Here is a 26,009-nt window from a genome sequence, read left to right as displayed (position 1 = left end):
GCGGCTCCCTGCTCGCCGCCAGCCTGCTGCTCGCCGGCACCGCCCACGGCGCCAACCTGCCCAGCGGCGGCGAGATCGTCCACGGCAGCGGCACGATCTCCACCCCCGGCGCCCAGCACCTGCGCGTCGCCCAGGCCAGCGACAAGCTGATCGCCAACTGGGACAGCTTCGACATCGGCGAGGGCCACCGCGTCTCCTTCGACCAGCCCGGCAGCGCCTCGGTGGCCCTCAACCGCGTACTCGGCAGCGATGCCTCGCGGATCATGGGCCAGCTCGACGCCAACGGCCAGGTGTTCCTGGTCAACCCCAACGGCGTGCTGTTCGGTCCCAACGCCCGAGTCGACACCGCCGGCCTGGTGGCGTCCACCCTGGATATCCGCGACGAGGACTTCCTCAACGGCCACTACCGCTTCCAGGCTGATGCCGATGGCAACGCCGCCGAGGTATTGAATCAGGGCACCATCACCGCCCACGACGGCGGCGCCGTGGCGCTGCTCGGTGGCCGGGTCAGCAACGAGGGGGTGATTCAGGCCCAGCTCGGCAGCGTGGCCCTGGCCGCCGGTGACGCCATGACGCTGGACTTCGCCGGCGACGGCCTGCTCAGTGTCGAGATCGACCAGCCGGCCCTGGACGCGCTGGTCGAGAACCGCCAGTTGATCCAGGCCGACGGTGGTCGTGTACTGCTCACCGCCAGCGCCGCCGACAGCCTGCTCAACAACGTCGTCAACCAGCAAGGCATCGTGCGCGCCCGCAGCCTGGAAACCCGCAATGGCCAGATCGTGCTCGAAGGCGGCGACAGCGGCCGCGTCCAGATCGCCGGCAGCCTCGACGCGGGCAGCGATACCGGCAGCGGCGGCGGCATCCAGGTCAGCGGCGAACATATCGCCCTGAGCGGCGCCACCCTGGACGTTTCCGGCGCCACGGGCGGTGGCAGCATCGAGATCGGCGGCGGTTACCGTGGCGGCGGCGACCTGCCCCACGCCCGCAGCGCCACGGTGGACGCCACCAGCACCCTCAGCGCCGATGCCACGCACCACGGCGACGGCGGCAGCATCGTCGTCTGGTCCGACGGCGAGACTATCGCCCAGGGCGGTTTCTCCGCCAAAGGGGGTACCCAGGGCGGCAACGGCGGCCTGGTCGAGACCTCCGGCAAGACGGTGAGGATCGGCGACAGCGCCACCATCTCCACCCGCGCCGAGCACGGCGAGAACGGTACCTGGCTGATCGATCCGATGGACTTCACCATCGGCGCCGGCGGCGACCTGCGGGGTAGCTTCATCAGCAATTATCTGGCCACCGAGGGCGATTTCGAGGTGCTGTCCACCGACGGCGACATCGTCGTCAATGACGACATCAGTTGGTACCGGAACACCCTGACCCTGACCTCCGCCCGGAACATTCTGGTCAATGGCGTATTGACCGCCACCGACGAAGCCAGCCTGGTCGCCACCTACGGCGAGGGCACCAATACCAGTGGATTCTACGAGGCCGCGCCTTTTGGTCTCTATACCGCCCAGGGCGCCACCGGGGAGTTCTCCGGCAAGGTCGATTTCAGTGGTAACGGTACCGTTCATATGGGAACGGCGACCGACATGAAGCAATACCATGTCATCACCAGCGCGGCGGATTTCGATCTGATGCGCAACGACCTGAACAATCCGGATGCTCGCTACGTATTGGGAAGCGATATCGACTTTTCCGGGTTGGCGGCGTTCGACCCGATTGGAACCGGAGCAGGGCTGACCGTCCGCTTCCAGGGAGATTTCAATGGCCTGGGCCATGTTCTGGAGAACGTCAATTTCTCACAGAACGGCGTGTTCGGATATACCTATGGCAGTGACATCAGCAATATCGGCATCAGGAACGGCAACCTGACGGCAACCGGTTCGGGGATACGCTTTCATGGAACACTGCTTGCGGGCCAGATAAGTGACACGCGTCTGGTCAATGCCTTCGCAACGGGAGATGTCGCCATACGAACTGCATCGGCAATAGCCAGTGGCGGCCTCGTTGGCGAAGCCAACACATCTTCACTCATTGCTGCCAGCTATGCCGACGTTGACATCACCAATGATTCTGGAATCGCGGTTGGCGGGCTGGTCGGTCAGAATGGTGCCGGATCGTTGGTGATAAACAGCCATGCCATGGGCGATATATCCGGCACCGCCGCTTTTGTCCCCATCAACATGGGCGGCTTCGTCGGTCGCAACGTAGGGACGATCACCCAGTCATATGCCACCGGGTCGGTGGGCGACGAGGGCGCCTGGGCAACGGCTGGCGGGTTTGCAGGTTTGAACAGGGCGGGAGGGCAGATCGACACCGCCTATGCCACGGGAGATGTGACGGGGCAAACCGCTGGTGGATTCGTGGGCAACAACGAGTTGGGCGAACTGAGCAATGCCTATGCCACGGGGAATGTCACGGGTTCTGATTTCAATGCACAGAATCTGGCACGGGTCGGGGGGTTCGCCGGGACCAATGCGGCGACGATACACGACGCCTACGCCACCGGCAGCGTTCAGGGCACCGATTCGGGAACGGCCCAAGGCTTCGTCGGCGTCGTGTCGGGGGGAGCGATCAGCAATGCCTACTGGCAGGACAACAACGGCCTGAGCGACAGCCAGGCCGTCAAGCTGAGCGAAGCCGAGGCCAGGGACCTGACGAACTACGCAGGCTTCGACAGTGCCTATTGGGCCTCCTCCAGCGATGGACGTCCCCTTCTACGGATGATGCTGGTGTACGTGCGCCGTACCGCCTCGCTGGAGTATGGCGACGACGATATTCTCGGCAAGCTGGTCTTCTCGGGGTTGCAGTGGGGCGATACGGCGGCGGCGTTCCATAGCGACGCTATCGATGCGGCGCTGCTGTCTCCCTATGCGCGCCTCAATGCGGGGGTGCATTCGGCATCGCGGGTTCTCGCGTCGCCCGCCTACTCGACCCTTCTGGGACACATCGCCGTCGATCCAAAGGTGGTGACGGTCACCGGGGCCAGTGTCGAGGACAAGGTATACGACGGCACGCTCGATGCCATCGTGATCGGCGGCGAGATCGATGGCATCGTCGGAGAGGAGGTGTCGGCCATCTTCCGCTCCGCGAGCTTCGCCCACAGGAACGTGGGCCAGGGCATCGAAGTCGAGTTCGATTATGCGTTCGCCTATGGCGACCAGGAAACCCGCAACTATGTGGCCTCCAGCAGCGGTACGGCGACGGGGAACATCACCCCGAAGACGCTGACGGTGGATTACACCATCGCCGATAAGGTCTACGACGGCGGTGTCGAGGCCTCGGTCGCGGACTGGGAACTCGATGGCGTCGTCTCCGGCGACCTGGTGACCATCGCGCACACCTCGGCCACATTCGCCGACCGCAACGTAGGCCAGGACATCCTGGTGACGGTGGAAGGCGTATTGGGCGGCGGTGACAGCGGTAACTACCTGCTTTCCACCGCGACGGCGAATGGCGACATCGTGCCGGCGGCGCTCCACCTGAGCGGCTCGCTCGCCCATGGCAGCGACATGATCTCGTCCGCCGACCTGGTGGTCACCAATCTCGCCGACGGCGATTCGATCGCGCTCGGCGGCTCGGTCGCGCTGCCAGCGGGAGAGCCGGGCCTGCGCACGCTCACCGACCTGTTGGGGCTGAGCCTGGAGCAGAGCGGCGCCAACTACACCCTGGATGGCGCGACCGGCACCGTGCTCGTCCACGCCCCCGGCGCCAGCGCCGGTAGTGGCCCTCAAGGTGGCACGGTAGTCAGCGGTGTGGCCAGCATCAGCCAGACAGGGACGGTGACCAGCATCCATCAAGCATCCGACAAGGCCATCATCGACTGGCAATCCTTCTCGGTTCCCGAATCGATGCTGGTGAACTTCGACCAACCCAACGCCGCCGCCATCACCCTCAACCGGGTCATCGGCAACGAGACCAGCATCATCGAAGGGGCCATCACGGCCAATGGCAAGGTCTTCATTCTCAATGCCAACGGCGTGCTGTTCGGCGCGCGCTCCCAGGTGAACGTCGCCGGGCTGGTCGCCAGCAGCCTGAATCTCACGAATGAGGATTTCGACAACGGCCACCATGTCTTCGTGGCCGAAGGTGGCGATTCGGCGGTCATCAACGAAGGCGATATCGTCATCGTCGATGGGGGCCATGCCGCCCTCATCGGTGGCAATGCGGCCAGCAGTGGCAACATCGTCGCATCGGGTGGAACGATCGTTCTCGCCGCCGGGGAAGGTGCTTCTCTAACGGTCGATGGCGGCCTGAGCAATCTCGCGCGGGGTAGTTCCCAAGGCAGCGTGGCGGCGGCGGGCACGTTCGACGTATCGTCCAGTGATGCGCCTGGTGGCCAGATAACCTTTGCCGGTGAGGTCGTACGCGTTGCCGATGCCACCCTCATCGATGCCAGCGGGCCATCCGGCGACAATGGCTCCTGGCGCGTCGCGGCCGCCGCCATCGAGGTCGGCGGCAATGGCAGCATGAGTGGTGAAACGCTTTCGAGCGCTCTTGCGAAAGCCAACGTGCGGTTGGAGTCGCTGGAACACGACATCGATATCGACGATAAAATCGACTGGTCTTCGAACACCCTTGCCTTCCACACCCCGGGAAGTATCAACGTGGGCGAGGAACTCACGGTGACGGGAGCCGGAAGCCTTACCCTGTCGCATGGCAGGAGTTTCGAAACGCTAAACCAGTACGACAACGCAGCCGACCTCATCATCGATCCGCAATTCGAGATCAATTTCAATGGCGTCAAGATGTCGTTCGGGAAGGACGAGGCCGGCAACAACGACGATAGCTTCAAGGGCAAGATCAACTTCGACAGCACAGGCAAGGTGCTGATGGGCGAAGGCAACGATCTGATCGAGTACCGGGTCATCAACACTGCGCAGGAACTCGATTCACTCCGAAACGAGTTGACGATTACCTACGAAGCCGATTATGGGGAGACCGCTTACGACTCGCGTCTTAACTCTTCGAAGCAATGCAATTATCCCGAGGGTTGTCTCGAAAAATCATTAGGCGGCTACTATGTACTAGGCAGCGATATCGACCTCGGACCGCTGGGCAACTGGGAAACCATAGATGGGACGTTGACCGGGGCCCTGGACGGATTCGGTCATATGATATCGAACCTTACGTCCGACACTGGCGGTTTGTTCGAGCGCATCCTCGGCGGCGGACAGACCGGCTGGGAAGACCAGGCGACCAATCCCGGCGGTACCCTGGCGGGCAACCGGATGCTGGGGCGGGCAAGGGTAAGCAATCTGGGGCTGGTCGACGCCGCCATCGATGTCGCCGAACAGAGGGTATTGGAGATAGGGGTCCTGGCGGGCCGGGTTTCATCGCTTTACAACGTTTTCACCACTGGAACCATTTCCGCACGGCAGACCACACCCTTCAGAGACGATGACCTGATCAATCGCAACTCGGGGAGTGTCGGTGGCATGGCTGGCGCCATTACCGGCTATGTGGACAACAGCTATTCCAGAGTGGATATCGTTACGGAAGGCTATACAAGGGTGGGCGGCTTTACCGGAGAACTCTCCGCCGACGTGCAGAACAGCTATGCGACCGGGAACGTATCGGCCACCAATGAGTCTGGCGTCGCCTCGGGCGTCTCCGCAGGCGGATTCGCCGGCACCTTGAACATTGGAGACGTCAAGAACAGTTACGCCACCGGCAACGTCACCGGCACCCATTATGTCGGCGGATTCCTGGGCGCCCTGGTGAACGCGGGGATCAGCGGGCATGTCTACGACAGCTATGCGACCGGCGATGTTCACCTGCTCGATGGCAGTCTTGGCGGTGCCTATGCGTCGCTGGACAATCTGTACGGTCATGCCGTAGGTGCCGGTGGTTTCATCGGCAGCAACGGCGGGGTGGTCGCCCGCTCGCATTCCAGTGGCCGGGTGACATCGGAATCCGGGAGAACGGAACTTCTGGGCGGATTCTCCGGTTATACGGCGTACTGGGAGGGGGTGTTCTCGGTCAACAACTACTGGAACCAGGAAACCAGCGGGCTGGTCACCGAGGGCAGGGGCAGTGGCGTCATCCCGGACCACAGCGGCCACCATGGCGGCGGCGGTGGCACGCCCATCGCCGATGCCCTGGGGCTGACGCCAGCGCAACTGCACCACGGCGCGCATGGCCTGACGGCGGCCGAGTTCGAGCATGTCGATGACCTGACCAGCGGAAGCAAGGATCTGGACACCGTCAGAGAAGAGATTGCGAATATGGGCGATGGGGACGCACCCGGTACGGGCGACGGCAGCGGCCCCGGTACGAGCGGTGGCGGCAGCGATCCTGGCACGGGTGGTGGCAGCACTCCCGTCAGCCCAGCCAACCCCACCACCCCGATAGGGGACGGCGGCACCATCGCCGACGGCGGCCTGGATGGCCGCATGCAGGTTTCGCTGACCACCGCCACCCAGGCCGCCCGGCAGCTCACGCCGCCCGCCACCGGCGTGCAACGCGGCTTCGAGGGCAACAGCACCCAGGCGCTGGGCCTGCTCAACGCCAGAATCGATGCCGATGGCGGCAGCACCGACGACACCACTCCCGCCAGCTTCTCGGCCAATATCCAGCAAATCGAGGTGGATGGCGTGATCTACGACCTGGAGATCGACGACTGCGAGGGGCCGGACTGCGAGGAGCAGGAACTGTAACAGCCGAGGACGCGGCGGCGAGCCGAGGGCGCGCCGCCCGGAACGAACGATCAGGGGGAAACGACAATGAGCATGGAATGGTTAGGGGCGGCGGTCGAATACGGCATCATCGGTCTTCTGGCGCTTCTAAACGTGGTCGCGGTGGCGGTGTTCTTCGAACGGGCGGCGTTCTACCGCAAGCTCGACCTCAGCGAACTACGGGATATCAAGGAACTGGAGCTGCTGCTGACGAGGCGCCTGACAATCGTCGCCTCGATCGCCAGCAACGCGCCTTACCTGGGACTGCTGGGTACGGTGATGGGCATCATGCTGACGTTCTACCAGATGGGACTCGACGCCGCGATGGATACCGGGCAGATCATGACCGGCCTGGCCCTGGCGTTGAAGGCGACGGCGGCCGGCCTGCTGGTGGCGCTGATCGCGGTGGTGCTCTACAACGCCCTGCTGCGCAAGGCCAAGGTCATCAGCCTCGAATGGGAGATCGAGAATGGACGAAAAGCCCTTTGAAAGCATGAACGTGATCCCCCTCGTGGACATCATGCTGGTGCTGCTGGTGATCGTTCTGACCACCTCGAGCTTCATCGCCACCGGCAGGATTCCGATCGACCTGCCGCAGGTGTCGGACAGCGTGGCCGAGGAGGCGCACCAGGCACAGCTCATCGAGCTGGACATGGCGGGGGAGATCCACTTCAACGGCACCCCCTCCACCGCCGAGAGCCTCGCCGTCGAACTGGAGACGTTCGATCGTGAGACGCCGTTCCTCGTCCGCGCCGACCGTGAGATCGCCTTGCAGAGCTTCATCGACGTGGTCGATCTATTGAAGCGACTCGACTTCACCCAGGTCGCCGTACAGACCGAAACCCGTCATTAGAAAGGAAAAGACCATGGCTCCCTCGAAGCTCGGCCCATGGCCCCTGTCCATGACGGCGGGCCTGTATCTGGCGCCGGACGAGCACGGGAAGGCTCGGGTATCGGATGCCCCTGGAAGCCTCGGGCTGTCCCGTGCCATCGTTCTGTCCCTGGCCCTGCATGCCGGGCTGGCCGCGCCGTTCCTGCTGCTCGACCCATTCGGGGCCGAGCCGGAAGAGCGGGACACGCTGCTGCTGGAAGTCTATGGCATGATCGCCGAACGGCAGATGGATGAGAGAGTGTTGGGCGAGCAGCAACCCGATGCCAGCGCAGCCGCGCAACAGGCCGTCGAAGCGCGGCAAGCCGTCGCCGAAGTGACGCCGCAGGAAGCCGTCGAGCCGCCGCAGGAGGTCGTCGAGCCACCACAGGAGGTCATCGAACCACCGCAAGAGGTCGTCGAGCCACCGCCGGAGGTCGCCGAAACCCCTCGGGAAGTCGCCGAGCCACCGCCGCCGGTCGAGCAAACCCAGGACAGCGGGCCGGTGATCGTGGAGGAGGAAGCACCATCGCCGCCACCCCCGCGACAGGAGGAGGTCAGGGAGCCACCGGCTCAGCCGGCACCGCAGGCCCAGCCGACGCCACCGGCCCAGGCGGCACCTTCGGCCCAGCCGGCTCCGCCAGCCCAGCCGACTCCGCCGGTTCAGTCGGCCGCCAACGCCGACGCCAGATCGGGGACCGAGCTTCAGCAGCTACAGCAGACCATCAGCCACGAGGAGCAGGAGGCGAACCTGCTTCGGGAGTATCTACGCAACCTGCGGCGGACGGTGCAGGACAACCTCACCTACCCCGCCGAGGCCCGGCGGGCCGGGGTCGAGGGAGTTCCGATCGTCAGTTTCAGTATCACCGAGAGCGGGGACATCCAGCCTGGGACGCTGCGGGTGACCAGGAGCAGCGGCCATCGGGCCCTGGACGAGAGCGCCCTGGCGGCGGCCGCCGCCAGCGTGCCGTTCGAGCGGCCACGCAGGCCGATGATGGAGGTGTCCATCGCGGTTTCTTTTGTCAGGGATTAGGAAAATGCTGAATAAATGTCTACGCGAATCATCGCTGCGCCACAGTGATTTGTGAAGCGACCCACCGGCGGACATGACAATTGTCGGAATTGCGACATATCCCTCACGCCACCATCCCCGTATCCACCACCTCAGCCGTATGCGGCCCACAAGAAGTCGGCACGTTCGCATGGCGAATCGTGCCACTAACTTGATGTCGGACAGGGTTTGTTCCTTGAACTGGATGCATCCTCCTAGTCTGGCACAAGCGTTGCGTGGCATGCGCGACAGGCACGCCGATGGCGGCCTACGGACAATGGGAGACGAAGCCGATGAGTTTCAACAACGACGAAAACGCGACAATCGATCGCTATGTCACGTTCAAGGGTATCGATTGTGACGGTAACGCCGCCCGAATCATGGCCATCATCGAAAAACATGCCGCTGACCCACGCTACGCATCCCCCTTCTGGGACTACTTTCTGAACAAACGGCATCCGAAATCCGGCCCCAAGCCGGACGACCTGTTCCTGATTCACACCAACATCAACCAGATCTACGAGTTCTTCGAGGAGTGCGAAGATGCCGAGGCACTCAATATGTTGACCTGGTTGGAAGAAAACTGCTGCTAGCGGCATCTTTCGATTCGAGCCGGACCACCTTGAAATTCCATGCCCTGGCGGCACGCTGGCCACGCCCATGGCACTTGGCTCTCTCAATGGAAACGATGCGCTTTTCCTTGGGTCAATGTCGATGATGGCCGGACGGCTCGGCCGCATGGTGGTGATGGCCGGACGGCTCGGCCGCCGGCTCCACGGCCAGCACCGCATCGAGAGCGGCATCGCTTGGCGTGACACCGAAGAAACGCGTGTAGAAGTCGCGGGGCGCACCGCGCTCATCGAAGGACATGCGCTCCGGGTAAAGCTCGCTGGCGAGCCACCGGATGCCCAGTGCGCGCATGAAAGATGGCGGCCGATCCAGCCAGTTGAGCGGGCGGCGTGGCACCAATAGCACATTACCGTCGCGCACCGCGCGTACGTTGCGCCAGGCACCGGGGCCATCGGCGCCATTGAGACGGGCGAAAAACCCCGGCTCCTGAACCACCATCACCTCGGGGTCATAGGCCAGCACCTGTTCCAGACTCACCAGTTCCATACCGACGTACGAACTCTGCTGGCAGCGATGCACATTGTAGCCACCGGCAAGTTCGATCGGCTCGACGTGGAAGGAAGTGTGACACTCGGTGGCCAGGCCATCCATGCCCTGGGCGTAGTACACCCGCTTACGCTGCGCCTCCGGAATGTCACCGACCGCGGCACTCACCGTGTCCAGCGCACGATTCACCTCGGCGGCCAGTTCTCCGGCGCGCGCCTCGTAACCGATCAGGCTACCGACGAACTCGAACGCCGCCGGCCAGTCGGCAAGGGTATCGATATTCACGAACAGCACCGGCACGCCGGCACGCTCGAACAGCCTGATGGTTTCGTCGACGCTGGCCTGAGGCACGGAGCCACCCCAGGAGATGGCCACATCCGGACGCAGTTCGAGCACGGTTTCAGCCTGCAGCCGCCGGCCATGGCCGAGCATCGCACCGACCAGCGGCAGTTCGGTCAGGTGCGGATCGACGAAGTGCTCGTCGCCGGGTTGGAATGGCAGGTTCAGGCCGATGACGTGCCGCGGCGACAGCGCGTAGAGCAACGCGGTGATCGGCGGTGCGACACCGAGCACGCGCTCGATGCGCTCGGGTACCTGCACCGTGCGCCCGAGCATATCGGTCACTTCCCGCGCCATGGCCTGCTGAGCGGTGAACGTCAGCGTCAGGCCGATCCAGGCGACGGCCAGGGTGGACCAGCGCCGCGACCGGCGAACGCTGGACGGCAAGGGGCGAGATACCCCGTCGGGGATGCGACACCATGGCGAGAATGCGACACCATGGCGAGTACAGCGAATGAGTGAGAAAAGCATGTTGCCTCCTGCGCACGAAAGCGGAGATCCTCTGAGTGGCAAGGGTCATTGCAATATGCATACCAATATATAGCGAAACGGAGCAGCGACACCCAATCCGGTGAAACATCGCCATTCATGCAGCCCCACTGTCAGCCAATCCCACTGCTTCGACGACATCTTCCCACTCCAGCAACAATGTTTCGTTATCTACATTGCTATATAAAAATGTAAGATCTTCGACAAGCGAATGTCGGATTCCTGTCCCGATGATGGAGCGATTTGCGACCGCTACCCTCGCCGTGACCAGCACGGGCGGCTTTTTCGGAGACATCGCCGGCATTTGGCAGGCTATATGCAATTCAAATGGCGACCGGCCCATCTCGAATGCCGGACCACCCGCGACACGAGGACCGCTCGCCATGACCCGAGGATTCATCCTCCCCACCGTCCCCCACGAATGCCTGAATCTCGCCATGCCCCTCGCCCCGGCGTCATACCCGCTCTCCAGGGCGCGCCGATGACCCGGCCCCTCGCCCGACCGGTGCCTCCAAGCGTGGCCGACACACCGCGCCGTGGCACGCTCACCTTGCTACCGATGCTCGTCCTACTGCTCGTTGCCACCGCTCTGGTTGCCCTTGGCTCGGGGCGCTATCCGCTGAGCGCCGCGGATGTCCTGCGCTTTTTCGCCAGTGCCGCCGGCTGGCCGCTGCTCGACCCCGAGCGCTACGACCTGCTCTATAACCTGCTGGTGGAAATCCGCCTGCCACGGGTACTCGCCGCGATCCTGGTGGGCGCCGCCCTGGCGGTGTCCGGCGCCGCCTTCCAGGGCGTGTTCCGCAATCCGCTGGTTTCACCCAACCTGCTCGGCGTGCTCTCCGGCGCGGCCTTCGGGGCGGCGGCCGGCATGCTGTTCGGTGGCAGCTGGCTGCTGGTGCAGGCCAGTGCCTTCGGCTGCGGCCTGATCGCGGTGGCGGTGGCCCTGATGATCGCGCGCGCCTTCGGTCAAGGCTCGCTGGTCATGCTGGTGCTCGGTGGCATCATTTCCGGCGCGCTGTTCGCCGCCCTGCTGTCGGTGATCAAGTATGTCGCCGACCCCTACAACGAATTACCGGCCATCGTCATCTGGCTGATGGGCAGCCTGGCCTCGGTGGATATCCGCGATGCCTTGTGGGTGTCGATCCCGATGGGTGGAGCGATCGTCGCGCTGTGCGCCGCCGGACGCTGGCTGGACGCCCTGGCAATGGGTGACGACGAGGCGCGCAGCCTTGGGGTACCGGTCACGGCGGTGCGTTACGTGGTGATCGGCTGCGCCACCCTGCTCGGCGCTCTGACCGTCTCGCTGGCCGGCATGATCGGTTGGGTCGGCCTGATCGTGCCACACGTCGCCAGGCTGCTGTGCGGCCCCGGCCACGCCCTGCTGCTGCCCGCCTCGGCGCTGCTCGGGGCAAGCTTCCTGCTCGCCGCCGACCTGCTGGCGCGTGCTCTGACCGACAGCGAGATACCCATCGGCATCGTCACCGAACTGCTCGGTATCCCGGTGTTCCTGCTGGTATTGCGCCGCGCGCGCAAGGGCTGGAGCTGATGGCGGCACAGCGGGGCGCCCTGCGCGCCAGCCGGCTGCTGTTCCGCCGCGCCCAGCGCAAGGTGCTCGATGGTGTCGACCTGACCCTGGCGCCTGGCGACATCCTCGCCCTACTCGGAGCCAACGGCGCCGGCAAGACCACGCTGCTGCGCTGTCTGCTCGGCCTGCTGCGACCCCACGCCGGCGGCATCAGCCTGGACGACGTGCCGCTCGCCACGTTGTCGCGGCGCGCCCTGGCCCGGCGCATCGCCTACGTGCCCCAGGTTCATGCCGCGCCTTTCCCCTACAGCGTGCGCGAAGTCGTCGGCCTGGGACGTCTGCCACACCACGGCCCTTTCGCCGCGCCGAGCGAGGCCGACCGCGCGGCGGTAGAGGCGGCGATCGACCAGCTCGGTATCGGTGCCCTGGCCAAGCGGCCCTATACCGAACTCTCCGGCGGTGAACGTCAACTCACGCTGATCGCCCGCGCCCTGGCCCAGGGAGCGCGCCTGCTGATCATGGACGAGCCGGTGAGCGGCCTCGATTTCGGCCATCAGATGCGTCTGCTCGAACGCCTCGAACGGCTTGCCGCCGACGGCTACGGCATCCTCAAGACCACCCACCACCCCGACCATGCGCTGGCCTGCGCCTCCCGCGTCGCCCTGCTCCACGAAGGCCGTATCGAAGCCGACGGCCCGCCGGCCGAGGTGCTGTCGCCGCAAGCGATACGCCGCCTGTATCGGGTGGACGTGGAGATCCTGCGCTCACCCGCCGGACGCGGCGCCTTCGTGCCCGCCGGCGTTGATTAATCTTTCCAGCATACGCAAGACCAAAATCCAGGCTCAGCAACGGCAATCAGGAATTTTTTATCAATCTATTGAAAATAAACAGGTAACAATAAAAAGCGTACCGAACCGCCAAGACAATTCGTAAAGTATTTGACAACACACGATGGGTGCCGGAAAGATATCACGCATCAACAATGAAACCGACCGAACAGGTGGCACCATGTCGTCGCTTACCGCCGATCAGGCTCGGGACTTTCTCGAGCGCCACCCCGATATCGACAGCATCGACCTGCTGATCAGCGATCTCAACGGTGTGATGCGCGGCAAACGTATCCCGAGCACCAACCTGGGCAAGGTCTGCCGCGACGGGGTCAACCTGCCGGCGTCGGTCTTCGCGTTGGATATCAATGGCAATACGATAGAGGAGACCGGCCTGGGGCTTGCCATTGGCGACAGCGACCGCGTCTGCCGTCCGCTGCATGGCTCTCTGATGCCCGTCCCCTGGCTACGCAAGGGCCGCCAGGCGCAGCTGTTGATGACCATGGTCGAAGCCGATGAAACCCCCTTCTTTGCCGACCCGCGCCAGGTCCTGAAGCGGGTCCTGAATCGCTTCCAGGAAGCCGGCCTGACCCCCGTAGTCGCGGTCGAACTGGAATTCTACCTGGTGGATCGGGCCCGAACCGCCGGCGGCCTGATTCAGCCGCCGTGCTCACCCTGCAGCGGTGAGCGCGCGACCCAGAGCCAGCTCTACTCGATCCAGGAGCTCGATGAGTACGCCGACTTCCTCGACGACACCCAGTCCGCGGCCCGCGTGCAGAACCTGCCGCTGGATACGGCCCTCAAGGAGTGCGCTCCGGGGCAGTTCGAAATCAACCTGATGCACTGCGACAATGCGCTCGAAGCCTGTGACAGCGCCGTGCTTCTCAAGCGCCTGATCAAGGGGGTCGCGCTGACCCATGGCTTCGAGGCCACCTTCATGGCCAAGCCCTACGGGCTGGAAGCCGGTAACGGCACCCATGTGCACGTCAGCCTGCTGGACGATGCGGGAAAGAACGTTTTTGCCAGCGAAGATGGCGGCCCGCTCGGCTCCTCGACCCTGCAACACGCCATCGCCGGCTTGCTGGAGCTGATGCCGGCCTCCATGGCCATCTGCGCGCCCAATCTCAACTCGTACCGACGCTTCCAGCCGGGGCTCTACGTGCCCATGGCACCCACCTGGGGTTTCGACAATCGCTCGGTGGCACTGCGTGTTCCCTCCGGGCCCGATGCGTCGCGTCGCATCGAGCACCGGGTAGCCGGCGCCGATGCCAACCCCTACCTGCTGCTGGCCACCCTGCTGGCCGGTATCGACCATGGCATCCAGCAACGGCTTACACCGCCCCCACCGGTGATGGGCAATGCCTACGACCAGTTCCCACCCAGCCTGACCAATAGCTGGCAGCAGGCGCTCGACATGCTCGAAGCCAACGCCGTACTGGGCGAGGCGCTCGGCCATGACTTCATGCGGGTCTTCATCGCCAATCGTCGCGCCGAGCGAGCCCAGGCCATGCGGGAAGTGAGTCAGCTGGAGTACGGCTGGTATCTGCGCCACGTCTAGCGAAAACGATGACGCCCCGGCTTGTGCCGAGGCGTAATCGTCAGGGAGCCATCAGCCCTCATTGCAGAGAGCCATCAGCCTTCGTTGGTGACCGGGCTGTCCCAGCGGGGCCGGCCCTCCTCGATGAGCACGCGATCACCCTGCGGCGGGTTTTCCACACGGCTGGTCTGCACCACCTCGCCGTAGCGCCAGGTAACGTCATAGCCGATGATTTCCTGGCGGGAGTCCATCACCGTGTTGCACTGCCTCTGCGTGGTCGTGTAGTACTGGGGCGCCTGATTGGCCTCGATGCGCCCCTGCACTTCGCGCCCAGCCAGGCCACCGCCTACCGCACCGGCCGCGGTAGCCAGCGTCTTGCCGCTGCCGCCCCCTATCTGGTTGCCCAACAGGCCGCCAACGACGGCCCCGGCGGCCGCACCGGCGATACGATGCGGGTCACGGCTGGGCTGCCGCGGCGCGGCCTGGCTCACCACGACGTCCTCGCACACCTCACGGGGTGTCTCGATGCGGCGTGTCACGCTTTCCATGCCGACGATGTCGGCATAGTGAGGGCCGCTCTCCTGAGGCTGCTGCTGGACCTGCCAGGCACCAAACGCCAGGCCACCAAGGCCAAACACGGCCAGCGTCGCACCTACCACGATTGATTTGTTCATCTGTCACCTCCAGGGTGGCGCACAGGCGCCTTGCCGATGATATGGGTTCGGCTCCGGTCGATGTGCGGTTGGGTGCGATGAGGGACGGCGCATCCTGCGCCGTCGGAGGGTATGAGGAGCAGTATACGCTGCCGCGAGGCGCGAGAGATCGCTCTCCGCCCGGTTCCACAATTTCTGACCAGGCGTCAGCGGATGGCGACAGGTCTGCGCTCTGTCTGCTAGAACCCCAGGCGGTCGCGAGTGGCGTAATACCAGGCGCCCAGTGCCGAGAGCGGCACCCGAAGAAGGCGCCCCCCCGGGAAAGGCAGATGGGGCAGCCCGGCGAACGCATCGAATCGCCCCGCCTCGCCACCCATGACCTCGGCGATCAGGCGTCCTGCCAGGTGAGAGCAGGTGACGCCATGCCCCGAGTAGCCCTGCGCATAGTAGACATTGCGATTGATCCGGCCGAACTGCGGCAGCCGATTGAGCGTCATCAGGAAGTTGCCGCTCCAGGCATACTCGATTCCGACCCCCGCGAGTTGGGGAAAGGTCTTCATCATCTTGGGCCGGATCACCGACTCGATATCAGCGGGATCCTGGCCACCATAGTTGACGCCGCCTCCATAGAGCAGGCGCCCGTCGGCGGTCAACCGGTAGTAGTCGAGCAGATAGTTGCAGTCTTCCACCGCCATGTCGTGGGGTATCAGCTCGCGGGCCTGGGCTTCCGGCAACGGTTCGGTCGTGATGACCTGGGTGCCGCAGGGCATCGACTTGCCCTCCAGCGCCGGCATGACGCCCTGCAGGTACGCATTGCCGGCCATCACCACCCGCTCGGCCTTCACGACGCCTCCCGGGGTCCGCAGTGTCACGGGCTCCTCGTGGCTCACCTCGATGACCGGCGTCTGCTCGTAGATCTTCCCGCCAAGCGTCTCAAAAGCCGAGGCCTGTCCCGTTACCAGGTTGAGCGGATGCAGATGCCCCCCGGAGTGGTCGACGAGCCCACCCACATAGCGCTCGGAATTGACCTCCCGCTTGAGGGCCTCGCCTTCCAGCAGCTCGAGTTCGCGATTTCCGTAGCGCTCCCAGAGCGCCTTGTGCTCGACCAGCCCCTGCATCTGCCTGGCATTGCAGGCGGCAAACAGGTTGCCATCCTTCAGGTCGCAGGCTATGTCGTATTCGCGGATGCGGCTGCGAATGATGCGATTGCCCTCGAAGGCCATGTCCCCCAGTGCCCTGGCGGTCTCGGCACCGTACTTCGCCTCGATCACATCCATGTCCCGGCTGTAGCCGTTGACGATCTGGCCGCCGTTGCGCCCCGAGGCGCCGAAGCCGACCCGCGCCGACTCCAGCACGACGACCCGGCGCCCCTGCTCGGCAAGGTGAAGCGCCGCCGAGATGCCGGTGAAGCCGGCGCCCACCACGCATACATCGCAGTCGATATCCTCGGCCAGGGCCGGACGCCTGCTGGCGCTGTTGGCCGTGGCGGCATAATAGGAGGCCACATGCTCGTTGACCGGGCTGAGTGCCATGCTCTTACCTCTCGATCGATCTGGAGTGTTTCATCAGCTGTCTGCTGACATGTCCTGCCGCATGGCCAGGCGACGCCTCGCCTCGCTTCGGCGCATCAGGTACCAGGCAATGAAGGTCGCCAGCGACACGGCGAGGATGATCAGCGTGGCCAGCGCATTGATCTTGGGCGACACCCCCAGCCGCACCGAGGAGAACACCACCATGGGCAGCGTGGTGGCACCGGGGCCGGAGACGAAGCTGGCGATGACCAGGTCGTCCAGCGACAGGGTAAAGGCCAGCAGCCAGCCCGCCGCCAGCGCCGGCGCAATGACCGGCAGGGTGATGTGGAAGAAGGTCTTGACCGGCCTCGCTCCGAGATCCATGGCCGCCTCCTCGATGGAAAGATCCACTTCACGCAGCCGCGACGAGACCACGACCGCCACGTAGGCACTGCAGAACGTGGTATGGGCGATCCAGATGGTGACCATGCCGCGATCCGCCGGCCAGCCGATCAGTTGCGCCATGTGCACGAACAGCAGCAATAGCGACAGGCCGGTGATCACCTCGGGCATGACCAGCGGCGCGGTGACCATGCTGGACAGCGCCGTCTTGCCGCGAAAGCGCGAGAAGCGGGTCATGACGAAGGCGGCCAACGTTCCCAGGCAAACCGCCATGGACGCCGAGAAGAAGGCGATGCGCAGGCTGGTCCAGACCGCGGAGAGAATCTGCCGGTCCCTGAACAGCTCGATATACCAGCGCCCGGAAAAGCCGGCCCATACGGTCACCAGGCGTGACGCGTTGAAGGAGTAGATCACCAGGATGAGCATCGGCAGGTAGAGAAACACCAGACCGACAATCAGCATCACCGTGGTAAAGGATGGCTTCCTCACTCTCGCTCCTCCAGCTCGCGTGACTGGTAGCGGTGGAACAGGGCAATGGGAATGATCAGGATCGCCAGCATCACCATGGCCAGCGCCGAGGCCACCGGCCAGTCGCGGTTATGGAAGAACTCCTCCCACAGCACCTTGCCGATCATCACGGTATTGGGCCCACCCAGCAGCTCCGGGATCACGTACTCCCCCACCGCCGGGATGAAGACCAGCATCGAGCCGGCTATGATCCCGCCCATGGACAGCGGCAGCGTCACCTTGAGAAAGGTGTTCACCTTTCGCGAACCAAGGTCCGAGGCGGCTTCCAGCAGGGAGCGGTCGAGCCGGGTGAGGTTGGCATACAGCGGCAGCACCATGAAGGGCAGATAGGCGTAGACGATCCCCAGGATCACCGCGAAGTTGGTGTTCAACATGCGAATCGGCGAGTCGATCAGCCCCGCCCACATCAACAGGTTGTTGATGAGTCCGTTGTTGCTGAGGATGCCCATCCAGGCATACACGCGAATCAGGAACGAGGTCCAGGAAGGCAGCATGACCAGCAGCAGCAGGACCAGTTGCCAGTGGGCCGGCGCCCTGGCCATGGCATAGGCCATGGGGTAGCCGAGCAACAGGCACAGCACCGTTGCCAGCAGCGCAATCTTCACCGATCCCCAGTAGGCCGAGACGTAGAGCGAATCCGAGGCGAGAAAGAGATAGTTGCCGACGGTGACGACGATGTTCAGGGTCTCGTGACCGTATTCGAGAATGGCGCCATAGGGCGGCACCGAAATGGCCGCCTCCGACAGGCTGATCTTGAGCACGATGGCGAAGGGCAGCAGAAAGAACAGCGTCAGCCAGAGTAGCGGCACGGCAATGACCCAGCCGCGGCGAGGCCTGAGCAACCGCCGCAGGCGAAGGATGGCGTTGGTCATGAAGGTTTCCCCCGGTGTCCACGGCCCGTCGTGCGGGGCTCAGTCATGCAGCACGATGGCACTCTGGTCGTCCCAGTGGATGAAGACCGGCTCGTCCCAACGGGGCCGTTCCCCCCGGCGTTCGGTATTGGCCATGCTGGCCTTTACCAACTGGCCCTGCTCGGTTCGCACGAAATAGACCGAGAAGCCCCCCAGGTAGGCGATGTCCTCCACGATGCCGGCTGCCCAGTTGTAGTCGCCGGGGGGGCGCTCACGGCTCAGCCAGGTCTTCTCGGGGCGAATGGCCGCCCACACGCGCCGTTCATCCGCCAGGGTGCTGACCCCGTGACCGATGCGTATCCGCCGGCCAAGCCCGATACTGTCGATGATGCAGTGGTCGGCCTCGTCGACGACGATCTCCCCCTCGAAGAGATTCACCGTGCCGACGAACTCTGCCACCATGCGGCTCGCAGGACTTTCGTAGACATCCATGGGGGTCCCCACCTGGGCGATCCGTCCGTCGGACATGATCGCCACGCGGTCGGCCATGGTCATGGCCTCTTCCTGGTCGTGGGTCACCATGATGCAGGTCACCCCGACCCGCTCCAGGATCCGTACCACTTCCAGCTGCATTTCGGTGCGCAGCTTCTTGTCCAGCGCCCCCATGGGTTCGTCGAGCAACAGCAGCTTGGGTCGCTTGGCCAGCGACCTGGCCAGCGCCACGCGCTGGCGCTGGCCACCGGAAAGCTGATGCGGCTTGCGCCGGGCGAAAGCCTCCATGTGCACCAGCTTGAGCATCTCGGCCACCCGACCATCGATTTCCGACTTGGGCAACCGGTCCTGCTTGAGGCCGAAGGCAATGTTCCGAGACACGTCCATGTGGGGAAAGAGGGCATAGGACTGGAACATCATGTTGATCGGCCGCTCATAGGGCGGCATGGTCGTGATGTCCTCGCCGTCGAGAACGATCTGCCCTTCGCTTGGCTTCTCGAACCCCGCCAGCATGCGCAACAGGGTGGACTTTCCGGAGCCGGAACCGCCCAGCAGCGCAAATATCTCGCCCCGGCGGATGGACAGCGTGACGTCATCCACCGCCAGCACACCATCGAAGCGCTTGCTGACTCGGCGTATCTCCATCAGCGGTTCCTCACGGGCGGGCCGTGGCCTGCCCGCAGCGGCAGGCATCGCCGTATCGACACGCCGAACCGAGGCCGACTCGTGCAGGGGGGATTGGGGCATCGCAGCGCCTCCTGTTGGGCGAACGGATGGGTGGCCGGTCCAAAGGCCGGCACGTCGCTGTCAGATGCCGGACTTCACGCGGTTCCAGGTACGGGTGCGCATTCGCTGTACCGCAAGCGGCTTCTCTTCCTCCACATAGAGATTGTCCATCACCTCCTGATCGGGATAGATGGAGGTGTTGTTGAGAATATCCGGATCGAGATACTCGTTGGCGGCCACGTTGGGGTTGGCGTACACGACGTACTCAGTGATGGCGGCGGCGACCTCGGGCTCCAGAATGAAGTTGATGAAGGCGTGAGCGTTGTCCGGGTTGGGCGCATCGGCGGGAATCGCCATCATGTCGAACCACAGCGCCGCGCCCTCCTTGGGAATCGAGTAGGCAATGGTGAAGTCACGCCCGGCTTCCTCGGCGCGATCGGCGGCCTGGAAGATGTCGCCGGAGTACCCGGCTGCCACGCAGATATCGCCGTTGGCGAGATCGGAGATGTACCGCGAAGAGTGGAAATAGGTGATGTTGTCGCGCACCGCCGCGATCAGTTCGCCTGCCGCCTCCAGGTCCGCGGTTTCCTCGGAAAGCGGCGACAGCCCCAGATAGGCCATCGCGGGAGAGAGCATCTCGTCACCGGAATCGAGCATGGAGATGCCGCAACCGCCCTCGTTCAGCGCCGTCGTGATATCGGGATCGAACAGCAGCGCCCAGGAATCGACGGGGGCATCCTCGCCGAGTATCGCCTCCACCCGCTCGACGTTGTAACCGATGCCGTTGGTGCCCCACATGTAGGGGATGGAGTGGCGGCTGCCGGGGTCGATGAATTCGAGATCGTCCATCAGTTCCGGGTTGAGGTTCTCCATGTTGGGCAGCTTGTCATGGTCCAGCTCCAGATAGACCCCTGCGCTGACCTGCCGTGTCAGGTAGTGGTTGGATGGCATGACCACGTCGTAGCCGGAACGTCCGGACAGCATGGCGGCGTCCAGCACCTCATTGCTGTCATAGACGTCGTAGATGACGCGGATGCCGGTCTTCTCGGTGAATTTTTCCAGGGTATCCGGCGCGATGTAGTCGGACCAGTTGTAGACGCGTACCTCGTTGGCCTGAGCCGCCGTAGCGGCCAGCGTCAGTGAGGCCACGGCCAGGGACAGCTTGCGTTGACAGGACATCATGGCACCTCTTCGCGATATGATTCACATTGTTTTGGCTGCCCGGCCACCCCGCGCCCAGGCTCATCTCCACCAAGGTGTTACCGCCTCCCGAGGTCGATTCCGGCCATCGAGCGGTAACCGTGTCGTCATGCGTACTCAGACGCTCAACAGCAGGAACTCCCTTTCCCAGGAACTGATCACCCGCTTGAAGTTCTCGTTCTCCACCCGCTTGACCGCCACGTAGCCGGTCACGAACCGGTGACCCATGTAGCGCTCCAACTCGGCACAGTTCTCCATGCGCTCGAGTGCCTGTTCCAGGGTGAAAGGCAGCCGCATGTTGCGCCGTTCAAAAGCCCTTCCCTGCACCGGTGCGGAGGGGTTGAGACCCTGAATCATCCCCAGATAACCGCACAGCAGGCTTGCCGCAATGGCCAGATAGGCATTGGCATCGGCACCGGGCAGACGGTTCTCGACACGGCGATTCTGGGGCGTGGAATCGGGCACCCTCAGGCCACAGGTGCGGTTCTCCTCGCCCCACTCGACGTTGACCGGCGCCGAGGTGTCGGGCAGGAAACGGCGGAAGGAATTGACGTTTGGCGCCATCAGCGGCAGCGCTTCGGGTATGAAACGCTGCAGTCCACCGATATGGTGCAGGAACAGCCGGCTCATGGTGCCATCGTCATTGGCAAAGATGCTGCGCCCTGTCGTGGCATCCAGCACGCTCTGGTGAATGTGCATGGCACTACCGGGCTCGTTCGTCACCGGCTTGGCCATGAAGGTGGCCGCCACATCATGCTTCAGCGCCGCCTCGCGCAAGGTACGCTTGAACAGGAACACCTGATCGGCCAGCATCAAAGGATCGCCGTGACGGAAGTTGATCTCCATCTGGGCGGTGCCCTCCTCATGGATCAGGGTATCGATATCCAGTCCCTGGGCCTCGCACCAGTCGTACATGTCCTCGAACAGTGGGTCGAATTCGTTGGCCGCATCGATGGAGAAGGATTGCCGCCCGGTCTCCTGACGCCCGCTGCGTCCAATGGGCGGCTGCAGGGGCAGGTCGGGGTCCTCGCAGCGGCGGGTCAGGTAGAACTCCATTTCCGGTGCCACCACGGGTTTCCACCCCTGCTCCGCATAGAGCGCCAGCACTCGCTTGAGCTGGTTGCGACAGGAGAGCTCGATGGGGTTGCCCATCTTGTCATAGCAGTCGTGAATGACCTGAGCCGTGGGTTCCAGCGCCCAGGGCACCGGATAGATGGCGGAAATATCGGGCCTGCAGAGCATATCGATGTCGGCGGGATCGAGCAGGGAGTAGTAAAGATCGTCCTCCACGTAGTCACCGGTCACCGTCTGCAGCAGTACGCTTTCCGGCAGGCGCATGCCTTTCTCGGCCACGAACTTGGAAACGGGGGTGATCTTGCCGCGGGCGATACCGGTAATATCGCTGACCAGACACTCCACCTCGGTGATGCGTCGCTCCTTGAGCCAGCTTTCCAGATCTTTCATGAGAACCTCTGTCCTGCCCGTCCCGGGCTCGTTCGTTATAGTCGGTCGCGCAGTTTATAGAAGGCCGTTGCCAGTACCAGCAGTGGGGTGCGCAGGCGTTCACCACCGGGAAAGCGACGATGGGGCATGGCAGCAAAGACGTCGAACCGCTCGCTTTGCCCGGCAATGGCATCGCTCATGAGCCGGCCCGCCAACCCCGCCAGGGCCATACCGTGGCCGGAATAGCCCTGCGCATAATAAAGATTGTGCCCCAGGCGACCGAAGTCCGGCGCACGATTGAGGGTGATGGCGACATCGCCACCCCAGCGATAGTCGATGCGCACCCCCTCGAGAACGGGAAACAGCCGGGCGATCTTGGCGTCCATGCGCGCACGCAACCCCCTTGGCTCACGTCCATCGTAGCTTACCTCGCCCCCATAGATCAGTCGTCGGTCGGCGGAAAGACGATAGTAGTCGAGTACCAAATTGGCGTCAGCCAGGGCATCGTTGCGCGGCAGCACCTGGGCGACCCGCGCCTCGTTCAGCGGCTCGGTGGCCACCATGTAGTTGGCGGCCCGCATGATCCGGCCATCCAGCTCGGGCACCAGCCTGCCCAGGTACGCATTGGCTGCCACCACCACATAGTCGGCGGTAACGCAGCCGGAACCGGTCACGACACGAGCCGGCTGGCCGTGCCGTATGCTGTGCGCGGCAGTGTTCTCGTGGATCGTCACGCCCGCTCGCTGCGCGGCCCGCGCCAGGCCCAGCGTATAGTTGAGCGAATGCAGGTGCCCGCCTTCCGATTCGTACAGCGCCCCCCGATACGCGTCGGTGACCACATGGTCACGCAACGCGCCCCCCTCCAGCCAGGCCAGCGATTCGTATCCGTAATCCCGGGCCATGCGATCCCGGAAATCGAGCAGTTCACGAACGTGACGCGGCTTGACGGCGGCATGGAGATAGCCCCAGGCAAGATCACAGGGAATGTCGTGCCGCTCTATCAGGCCGGTGGTCAATCGCACCGCTTCGCGGCTCATTTGCCAGATTTCCCGGGCCCGCTCACGCCCCAATGCCCGCTCGACCGTGGCAATATCGGTGCCCAGGCCCGGCAGGATCTGCCCGCCGCTGCGCCCGGAAGCACCGAAACCCAGTGTCCGGGACTCCAGCAGCACCACCGAATAACCCCGTTCCGCCAGGTGCAGAGCGGCGGAACAACCGGTGATGCCGCCACCGATCACACAGACATCCGTCCGCCGCTCCCCTTCCAGTGGGAGGCAGGCGCCGAGACTGACCGCAATGGTATCGCGGTAGTAGGAAGCCGGAATATCGAGAGTCGTGATGCTGGCCATGAAGCGGTCCTTGCTGTATCCACTAACGAATCTTTCAACACTCGGTCCAATCCGCCGCCACATGGGCATCCCCACCAAGCCGAGGTGTCAAGTCAACACCGTCAGGAAGGCGTGGCGCCAACCGCCGCCAGGAAGACCTCGAGCACCCGATGGGGGCGCCGGTCGCGGCGAGTAATGGTCACCAGGGGAATACGGTAGGTACAGGATTGTGGACAGAGCACGCGCAATCGCCCGGCTTCCACCCAGGGTGATGCCAGGTGGTCCGGCAGATAGCCGATGTAACAGCCGGTGAGAATCAGGAAGACCGCCCCTTCCCGGTCGGAGGCGGTTGCCGTCCCACGCAACCGGGCATGCGCCTCGCGGGCGGCCTCGGGCAGCGGGTAGGCTGGCAGTACCGCTTCGTGCTCGACAAGCCTCTCTTCGTTCACCATCGAATCGGCCATCTGGAAGAGCGGGTGACGGTCGGCACAGTAGAGCCGCAGGGTCTCGTCATAGAGGGGCCGGACGACGACGCTGGCGGGCAGGTTGACCTCGGGCACGACGCCCACGTGCAGGCGGGCATCCAGTACGCCCTTGGCGATACTGTCCGGCGCCTCCATGTGGATATTGATGCGTACATCCGGACCTTGCACCTTCAGCTCGGCCAAGGCATCGGTAACGTGCATACGCGGCATGCTGACCAGGTTGTCGGTCAAACCGATATTGAGCTCGCCGCGCAGGCTTCGATGAAGCCCGTTGACCTCGGTGCGGAAGGTTTCGAGCGCCGCCAGCAGCGTCAGGGTCGCCTCATGGACCTGGCGCCCCTCTTCGGTCAGGGCGAAGCCGCCACGCCCACGCTGGCAAAGCTTCAATCCCAGGCGTTTCTCGAGGTCGTTCATATGCTGGCTGATGGCTGGCCGGCTGATGCCCAAGGCTGATTCGGCAGCAGAAAACCCGCCGCACTCGACCACGGCCTTGAAGACCCGGACCAGACGAATATCGAAATCGCTGACCTGTCCCAGCCTCAGCCCTGCAAGGTCGACCATATGCGAACCCTCAGCGCGTGGCGCATACCGGACAGGCCGGGTCCCGGGGCACCTGGAAGTGCCGCCACTGGCCGCTCATCCCGTCGAAGGTGGAGAGGCCCCGGTGCGGCCTGCCGGCACCACTCAGCCACTTGATCGCCTCGAGCGCCTGGAAGCAGCCGATCAATCCGACCAGCGGGGCCACGACGCCGTTCTCGGCGCAGCGCAGCTCCTCGTCGCCGCCCTCTCCAGGCGGATAGAGACACGCGTAGCAGGGACTCTCGGGATCGCGAGGATCGAACACCGCCAACTGTCCCGAGAAGCGAATCGCCGCACCGGAGACCAGCGGCACCCCCGCCTTGCGGCAGGCAGCGTTGATGGCGTAGCGGCTGGAGAACCGGTCGGTGCAGTCCAGCACCAGGTCGACATTCGCCACCGCGTCGTCCATGGCCGCCCCTTCCAGATGATCGGTCAACACATGGATCGTGCAGCCGGGGTTGAGACCCAGGGCCGTCTCACGCGCCGATTCGGCCTTGTTGCGGTCGAGATCCACCATGCCGTGGGCGATCTGGCGCTGCAGGTTCGAGAGTTCGACCCTGTCGGCATCGGCGAGGGTCAACCGCCCCACTCCCGCCGCGGCCAGGTAGAGCGCCACCGGCGAACCCAGCCCTCCCGCGCCGACAACCAGCACGCGCGAGGCCAGCAGACGCTCCTGGCCCTCGATGTCGATCGCCTCCAGCATGATCTGGCGACTGTAGCGCAACAATGCCTCGTCATTCATGGGATCACTTGCCCTCCAGTTCCTCGATATCGGGCACGTAGAGCGAGAACTCCTCCTTGACCTCCTCCATCACCACGTAACTCTTGGATTCCTTGACGCCCGGCAGGGTCAGCACCACGTCGCCGAGCAGTTGACGATAGGCCGACATCTCCGGGATTCGACACTTGAGGATATAGTCGAACTGCCCCGACACCAGGTGACACTCCTGAATCTGGGGCAGCCTGGCCACGGCACGACGGAATTCGTCGAAAACCGCGGGGGATTGGGTTTCCAGGCTGATCTCGACGAACACCAGCAGGTTGGCTTTCAATGCACGCGGGTCGAGCACGGCCTTGTAGCCACGAATGACGCCGGCCTTCTCGAGCCGCTTGACGCGCTCCAGGCAGGGAGTCGTGGAAAGCCCGACCTGGGAGGCCAGGTCCACGTAGGAGATGCGGGCATTTTCCTGCAGGCAGCGCAGGATGTTGAGATCGATACGGTCGAGCGAGCGGGTCTTGGCTTTCATTGTCTTGTTGGTTAAACCGGTCGGTGGAAGAACGATATCGCCATGCCAGTAGATCGACCTGAAAATCAGCGGCATCGCGGCACACTAGTGGTGTTCAGCGTCAAGATCATGACGACAGTCGGAAAGATTTCC

Annotated in this window: 21 protein-coding genes; 8 read left to right on the top strand and 13 right to left on the bottom strand. The window is 64.0% G+C overall.

All coding sequences use genetic code 11. From position 1 onward, the window contains the following. The 5 genes from C1H69_RS00715 to cowN all read left to right on the top strand — a co-directional run. The coding region (locus tag C1H69_RS00715) for a two-partner secretion domain-containing protein (protein WP_133154942.1) at positions 1–6,662 on the top strand (6,662 nt) is incomplete at its 5' end. Between the two features lie 66 nt (positions 6,663–6,728). Next, entirely contained in the window at positions 6,729–7,169 is a 441-nt protein-coding gene (gene exbB, locus C1H69_RS00710) for a TonB-system energizer ExbB (RefSeq protein WP_102651493.1), read from the top strand. Next, positions 7,150–7,533, top strand: a complete 384-nt coding sequence (locus C1H69_RS00705) for an ExbD/TolR family protein (protein WP_102651492.1) — start codon at positions 7,150–7,152, stop codon at positions 7,531–7,533. The genes exbB and C1H69_RS00705 overlap by 20 nt, the downstream gene beginning before the upstream one ends. A gap of 13 nt (positions 7,534–7,546) precedes the next feature. Then, positions 7,547–8,581 carry a TonB family protein gene (locus C1H69_RS00700; protein ID WP_102651491.1) on the top strand — a complete coding sequence of 345 codons (1,035 nt, stop codon included), beginning with the start codon at positions 7,547–7,549 and terminating at the stop codon, positions 8,579–8,581. 311 nt (positions 8,582–8,892) lie between these two features. Then, positions 8,893–9,192 (top strand): N(2)-fixation sustaining protein CowN, encoded by a 300-nt coding sequence (cowN, locus tag C1H69_RS00695; protein WP_102651508.1) that lies wholly within the window; start codon positions 8,893–8,895, stop codon positions 9,190–9,192. A gap of 112 nt (positions 9,193–9,304) precedes the next feature. On the opposite strand, the gene C1H69_RS00690 is transcribed toward cowN, so the two are convergent. Further along, positions 9,305–10,525 (bottom strand): ABC transporter substrate-binding protein, encoded by a 1,221-nt coding sequence (locus tag C1H69_RS00690; protein ID WP_102651490.1) that lies wholly within the window; start codon positions 10,523–10,525, stop codon positions 9,305–9,307. Positions 10,526–10,640: 115 nt separating this feature from the next. Then, complete coding sequence (locus C1H69_RS23210; RefSeq protein ID WP_133154941.1) at positions 10,641–10,943, bottom strand: hypothetical protein; 303 nt, start codon at positions 10,941–10,943, stop codon at positions 10,641–10,643. 81 nt (positions 10,944–11,024) lie between these two features. Here C1H69_RS23210 and C1H69_RS00685 point away from each other — a divergent pair, with 81 nt between their 5' ends. The 3 genes from C1H69_RS00685 (at position 11,025) to C1H69_RS00675 (ending at position 14,453) form a co-directional block, all read left to right on the top strand. Further along, positions 11,025–12,089 carry a FecCD family ABC transporter permease gene (locus C1H69_RS00685; RefSeq protein ID WP_102651489.1) on the top strand — a complete coding sequence of 355 codons (1,065 nt, stop codon included), beginning with the start codon at positions 11,025–11,027 and terminating at the stop codon, positions 12,087–12,089. Further along, the gene (locus C1H69_RS00680; RefSeq protein ID WP_102651488.1) at positions 12,089–12,877 is read left to right on the top strand and encodes an ABC transporter ATP-binding protein; all 789 of its coding nucleotides are present in this window, start codon (positions 12,089–12,091) and stop codon (positions 12,875–12,877) included. Before C1H69_RS00685 ends, C1H69_RS00680 begins: the two co-directional genes overlap by 1 nt. 199 nt (positions 12,878–13,076) lie before the next feature. Next, positions 13,077–14,453, top strand: coding sequence for a glutamine synthetase family protein (locus C1H69_RS00675; RefSeq protein ID WP_102651507.1), 1,377 nt, complete (start codon positions 13,077–13,079; stop codon positions 14,451–14,453). 74 nt (positions 14,454–14,527) lie between these two features. On the opposite strand, the gene C1H69_RS00670 is transcribed toward C1H69_RS00675, so the two are convergent. The 11 genes from C1H69_RS00670 to C1H69_RS00620 all read right to left on the bottom strand — a co-directional run bounded on the left by C1H69_RS00670 (position 14,528) and on the right by C1H69_RS00620 (position 25,877). Beyond that, positions 14,528–15,106 carry a glycine zipper 2TM domain-containing protein gene (locus C1H69_RS00670; protein WP_102651487.1) on the bottom strand — a complete coding sequence of 193 codons (579 nt, stop codon included), beginning with the start codon at positions 15,104–15,106 and terminating at the stop codon, positions 14,528–14,530. A gap of 218 nt (positions 15,107–15,324) precedes the next feature. Further along, positions 15,325–16,617, bottom strand: coding sequence for an NAD(P)/FAD-dependent oxidoreductase (locus C1H69_RS00665; protein ID WP_102651486.1), 1,293 nt, complete (start codon positions 16,615–16,617; stop codon positions 15,325–15,327). A 33-nt stretch (positions 16,618–16,650) separates the two neighbouring features. Next, on the bottom strand, positions 16,651–17,460 hold the full coding sequence (locus tag C1H69_RS00660) for an ABC transporter permease subunit (protein WP_102651485.1): 810 nt from the start codon (positions 17,458–17,460) through the stop codon (positions 16,651–16,653). A gap of 23 nt (positions 17,461–17,483) precedes the next feature. Next, positions 17,484–18,398, bottom strand: a complete 915-nt coding sequence (locus C1H69_RS00655) for an ABC transporter permease subunit (RefSeq protein WP_102651484.1) — start codon at positions 18,396–18,398, stop codon at positions 17,484–17,486. Between the two features lie 39 nt (positions 18,399–18,437). Then, positions 18,438–19,562, bottom strand: a complete 1,125-nt coding sequence (gene potA, locus C1H69_RS00650) for a polyamine ABC transporter ATP-binding protein (protein WP_165789390.1) — start codon at positions 19,560–19,562, stop codon at positions 18,438–18,440. 114 nt (positions 19,563–19,676) lie between these two features. Continuing rightward, positions 19,677–20,774 carry a polyamine ABC transporter substrate-binding protein gene (locus C1H69_RS00645; RefSeq protein WP_102651506.1) on the bottom strand — a complete coding sequence of 366 codons (1,098 nt, stop codon included), beginning with the start codon at positions 20,772–20,774 and terminating at the stop codon, positions 19,677–19,679. 138 nt (positions 20,775–20,912) lie between these two features. Then, positions 20,913–22,259 carry a glutamine synthetase family protein gene (locus tag C1H69_RS00640; protein ID WP_102651482.1) on the bottom strand — a complete coding sequence of 449 codons (1,347 nt, stop codon included), beginning with the start codon at positions 22,257–22,259 and terminating at the stop codon, positions 20,913–20,915. 35 nt (positions 22,260–22,294) lie between these two features. After that, on the bottom strand, positions 22,295–23,587 hold the full coding sequence (locus tag C1H69_RS00635; RefSeq protein ID WP_102651481.1) for an NAD(P)/FAD-dependent oxidoreductase: 1,293 nt from the start codon (positions 23,585–23,587) through the stop codon (positions 22,295–22,297). A 101-nt stretch (positions 23,588–23,688) separates the two neighbouring features. Further along, positions 23,689–24,612 carry a LysR family transcriptional regulator gene (locus C1H69_RS00630; RefSeq protein ID WP_102651480.1) on the bottom strand — a complete coding sequence of 308 codons (924 nt, stop codon included), beginning with the start codon at positions 24,610–24,612 and terminating at the stop codon, positions 23,689–23,691. A 10-nt stretch (positions 24,613–24,622) separates the two neighbouring features. Then, positions 24,623–25,372, bottom strand: a complete 750-nt coding sequence (locus C1H69_RS00625; RefSeq protein WP_102651479.1) for a HesA/MoeB/ThiF family protein — start codon at positions 25,370–25,372, stop codon at positions 24,623–24,625. A 4-nt stretch (positions 25,373–25,376) separates the two neighbouring features. Continuing rightward, a complete protein-coding gene (locus C1H69_RS00620) occupies positions 25,377–25,877 on the bottom strand; it encodes an Lrp/AsnC ligand binding domain-containing protein (protein WP_102651505.1) in 501 nt (166 codons plus the stop codon). Between the last annotated feature and the right edge of the window lie 132 nt (positions 25,878–26,009).

The organism is Billgrantia endophytica (genome assembly GCF_002879615.1).
Classification (GTDB): domain Bacteria; phylum Pseudomonadota; class Gammaproteobacteria; order Pseudomonadales; family Halomonadaceae; genus Halomonas; species Halomonas endophytica.
This window is presented reverse-complemented; position numbering and strand designations above follow the sequence as displayed.

Coding starts and splice junctions, on each gene's coding strand:
- C1H69_RS00635 (WP_102651481.1), bottom strand. CDS start 23,587: ATGGCCAGCATCACGACTCTCGATATTCCGGCTTCCTACTACCGCGAT.
- C1H69_RS00645 (WP_102651506.1), bottom strand. CDS start 20,774: ATGTCCTGTCAACGCAAGCTGTCCCTGGCCGTGGCCTCACTGACGCTG.
- C1H69_RS23210 (WP_133154941.1), bottom strand. CDS start 10,943: ATGAATCCTCGGGTCATGGCGAGCGGTCCTCGTGTCGCGGGTGGTCCG.
- exbB (WP_102651493.1), top strand. CDS start 6,729: ATGAGCATGGAATGGTTAGGGGCGGCGGTCGAATACGGCATCATCGGT.
- C1H69_RS00685 (WP_102651489.1), top strand. CDS start 11,025: ATGACCCGGCCCCTCGCCCGACCGGTGCCTCCAAGCGTGGCCGACACA.
- C1H69_RS00665 (WP_102651486.1), bottom strand. CDS start 16,617: ATGGCACTCAGCCCGGTCAACGAGCATGTGGCCTCCTATTATGCCGCC.
- C1H69_RS00630 (WP_102651480.1), bottom strand. CDS start 24,612: ATGGTCGACCTTGCAGGGCTGAGGCTGGGACAGGTCAGCGATTTCGAT.
- C1H69_RS00680 (WP_102651488.1), top strand. CDS start 12,089: ATGGCGGCACAGCGGGGCGCCCTGCGCGCCAGCCGGCTGCTGTTCCGC.
- C1H69_RS00675 (WP_102651507.1), top strand. CDS start 13,077: ATGTCGTCGCTTACCGCCGATCAGGCTCGGGACTTTCTCGAGCGCCAC.
- C1H69_RS00620 (WP_102651505.1), bottom strand. CDS start 25,877: ATGAAAGCCAAGACCCGCTCGCTCGACCGTATCGATCTCAACATCCTG.
- cowN (WP_102651508.1), top strand. CDS start 8,893: ATGAGTTTCAACAACGACGAAAACGCGACAATCGATCGCTATGTCACG.
- C1H69_RS00660 (WP_102651485.1), bottom strand. CDS start 17,460: ATGCTGATTGTCGGTCTGGTGTTTCTCTACCTGCCGATGCTCATCCTG.
- C1H69_RS00700 (WP_102651491.1), top strand. CDS start 7,547: ATGGCTCCCTCGAAGCTCGGCCCATGGCCCCTGTCCATGACGGCGGGC.
- C1H69_RS00640 (WP_102651482.1), bottom strand. CDS start 22,259: ATGAAAGATCTGGAAAGCTGGCTCAAGGAGCGACGCATCACCGAGGTG.
- C1H69_RS00625 (WP_102651479.1), bottom strand. CDS start 25,372: ATGAATGACGAGGCATTGTTGCGCTACAGTCGCCAGATCATGCTGGAG.
- C1H69_RS00705 (WP_102651492.1), top strand. CDS start 7,150: ATGGACGAAAAGCCCTTTGAAAGCATGAACGTGATCCCCCTCGTGGAC.
- potA (WP_165789390.1), bottom strand. CDS start 19,562: ATGCCTGCCGCTGCGGGCAGGCCACGGCCCGCCCGTGAGGAACCGCTG.
- C1H69_RS00670 (WP_102651487.1), bottom strand. CDS start 15,106: ATGAACAAATCAATCGTGGTAGGTGCGACGCTGGCCGTGTTTGGCCTT.
- C1H69_RS00690 (WP_102651490.1), bottom strand. CDS start 10,525: ATGCTTTTCTCACTCATTCGCTGTACTCGCCATGGTGTCGCATTCTCG.
- C1H69_RS00655 (WP_102651484.1), bottom strand. CDS start 18,398: ATGACCAACGCCATCCTTCGCCTGCGGCGGTTGCTCAGGCCTCGCCGC.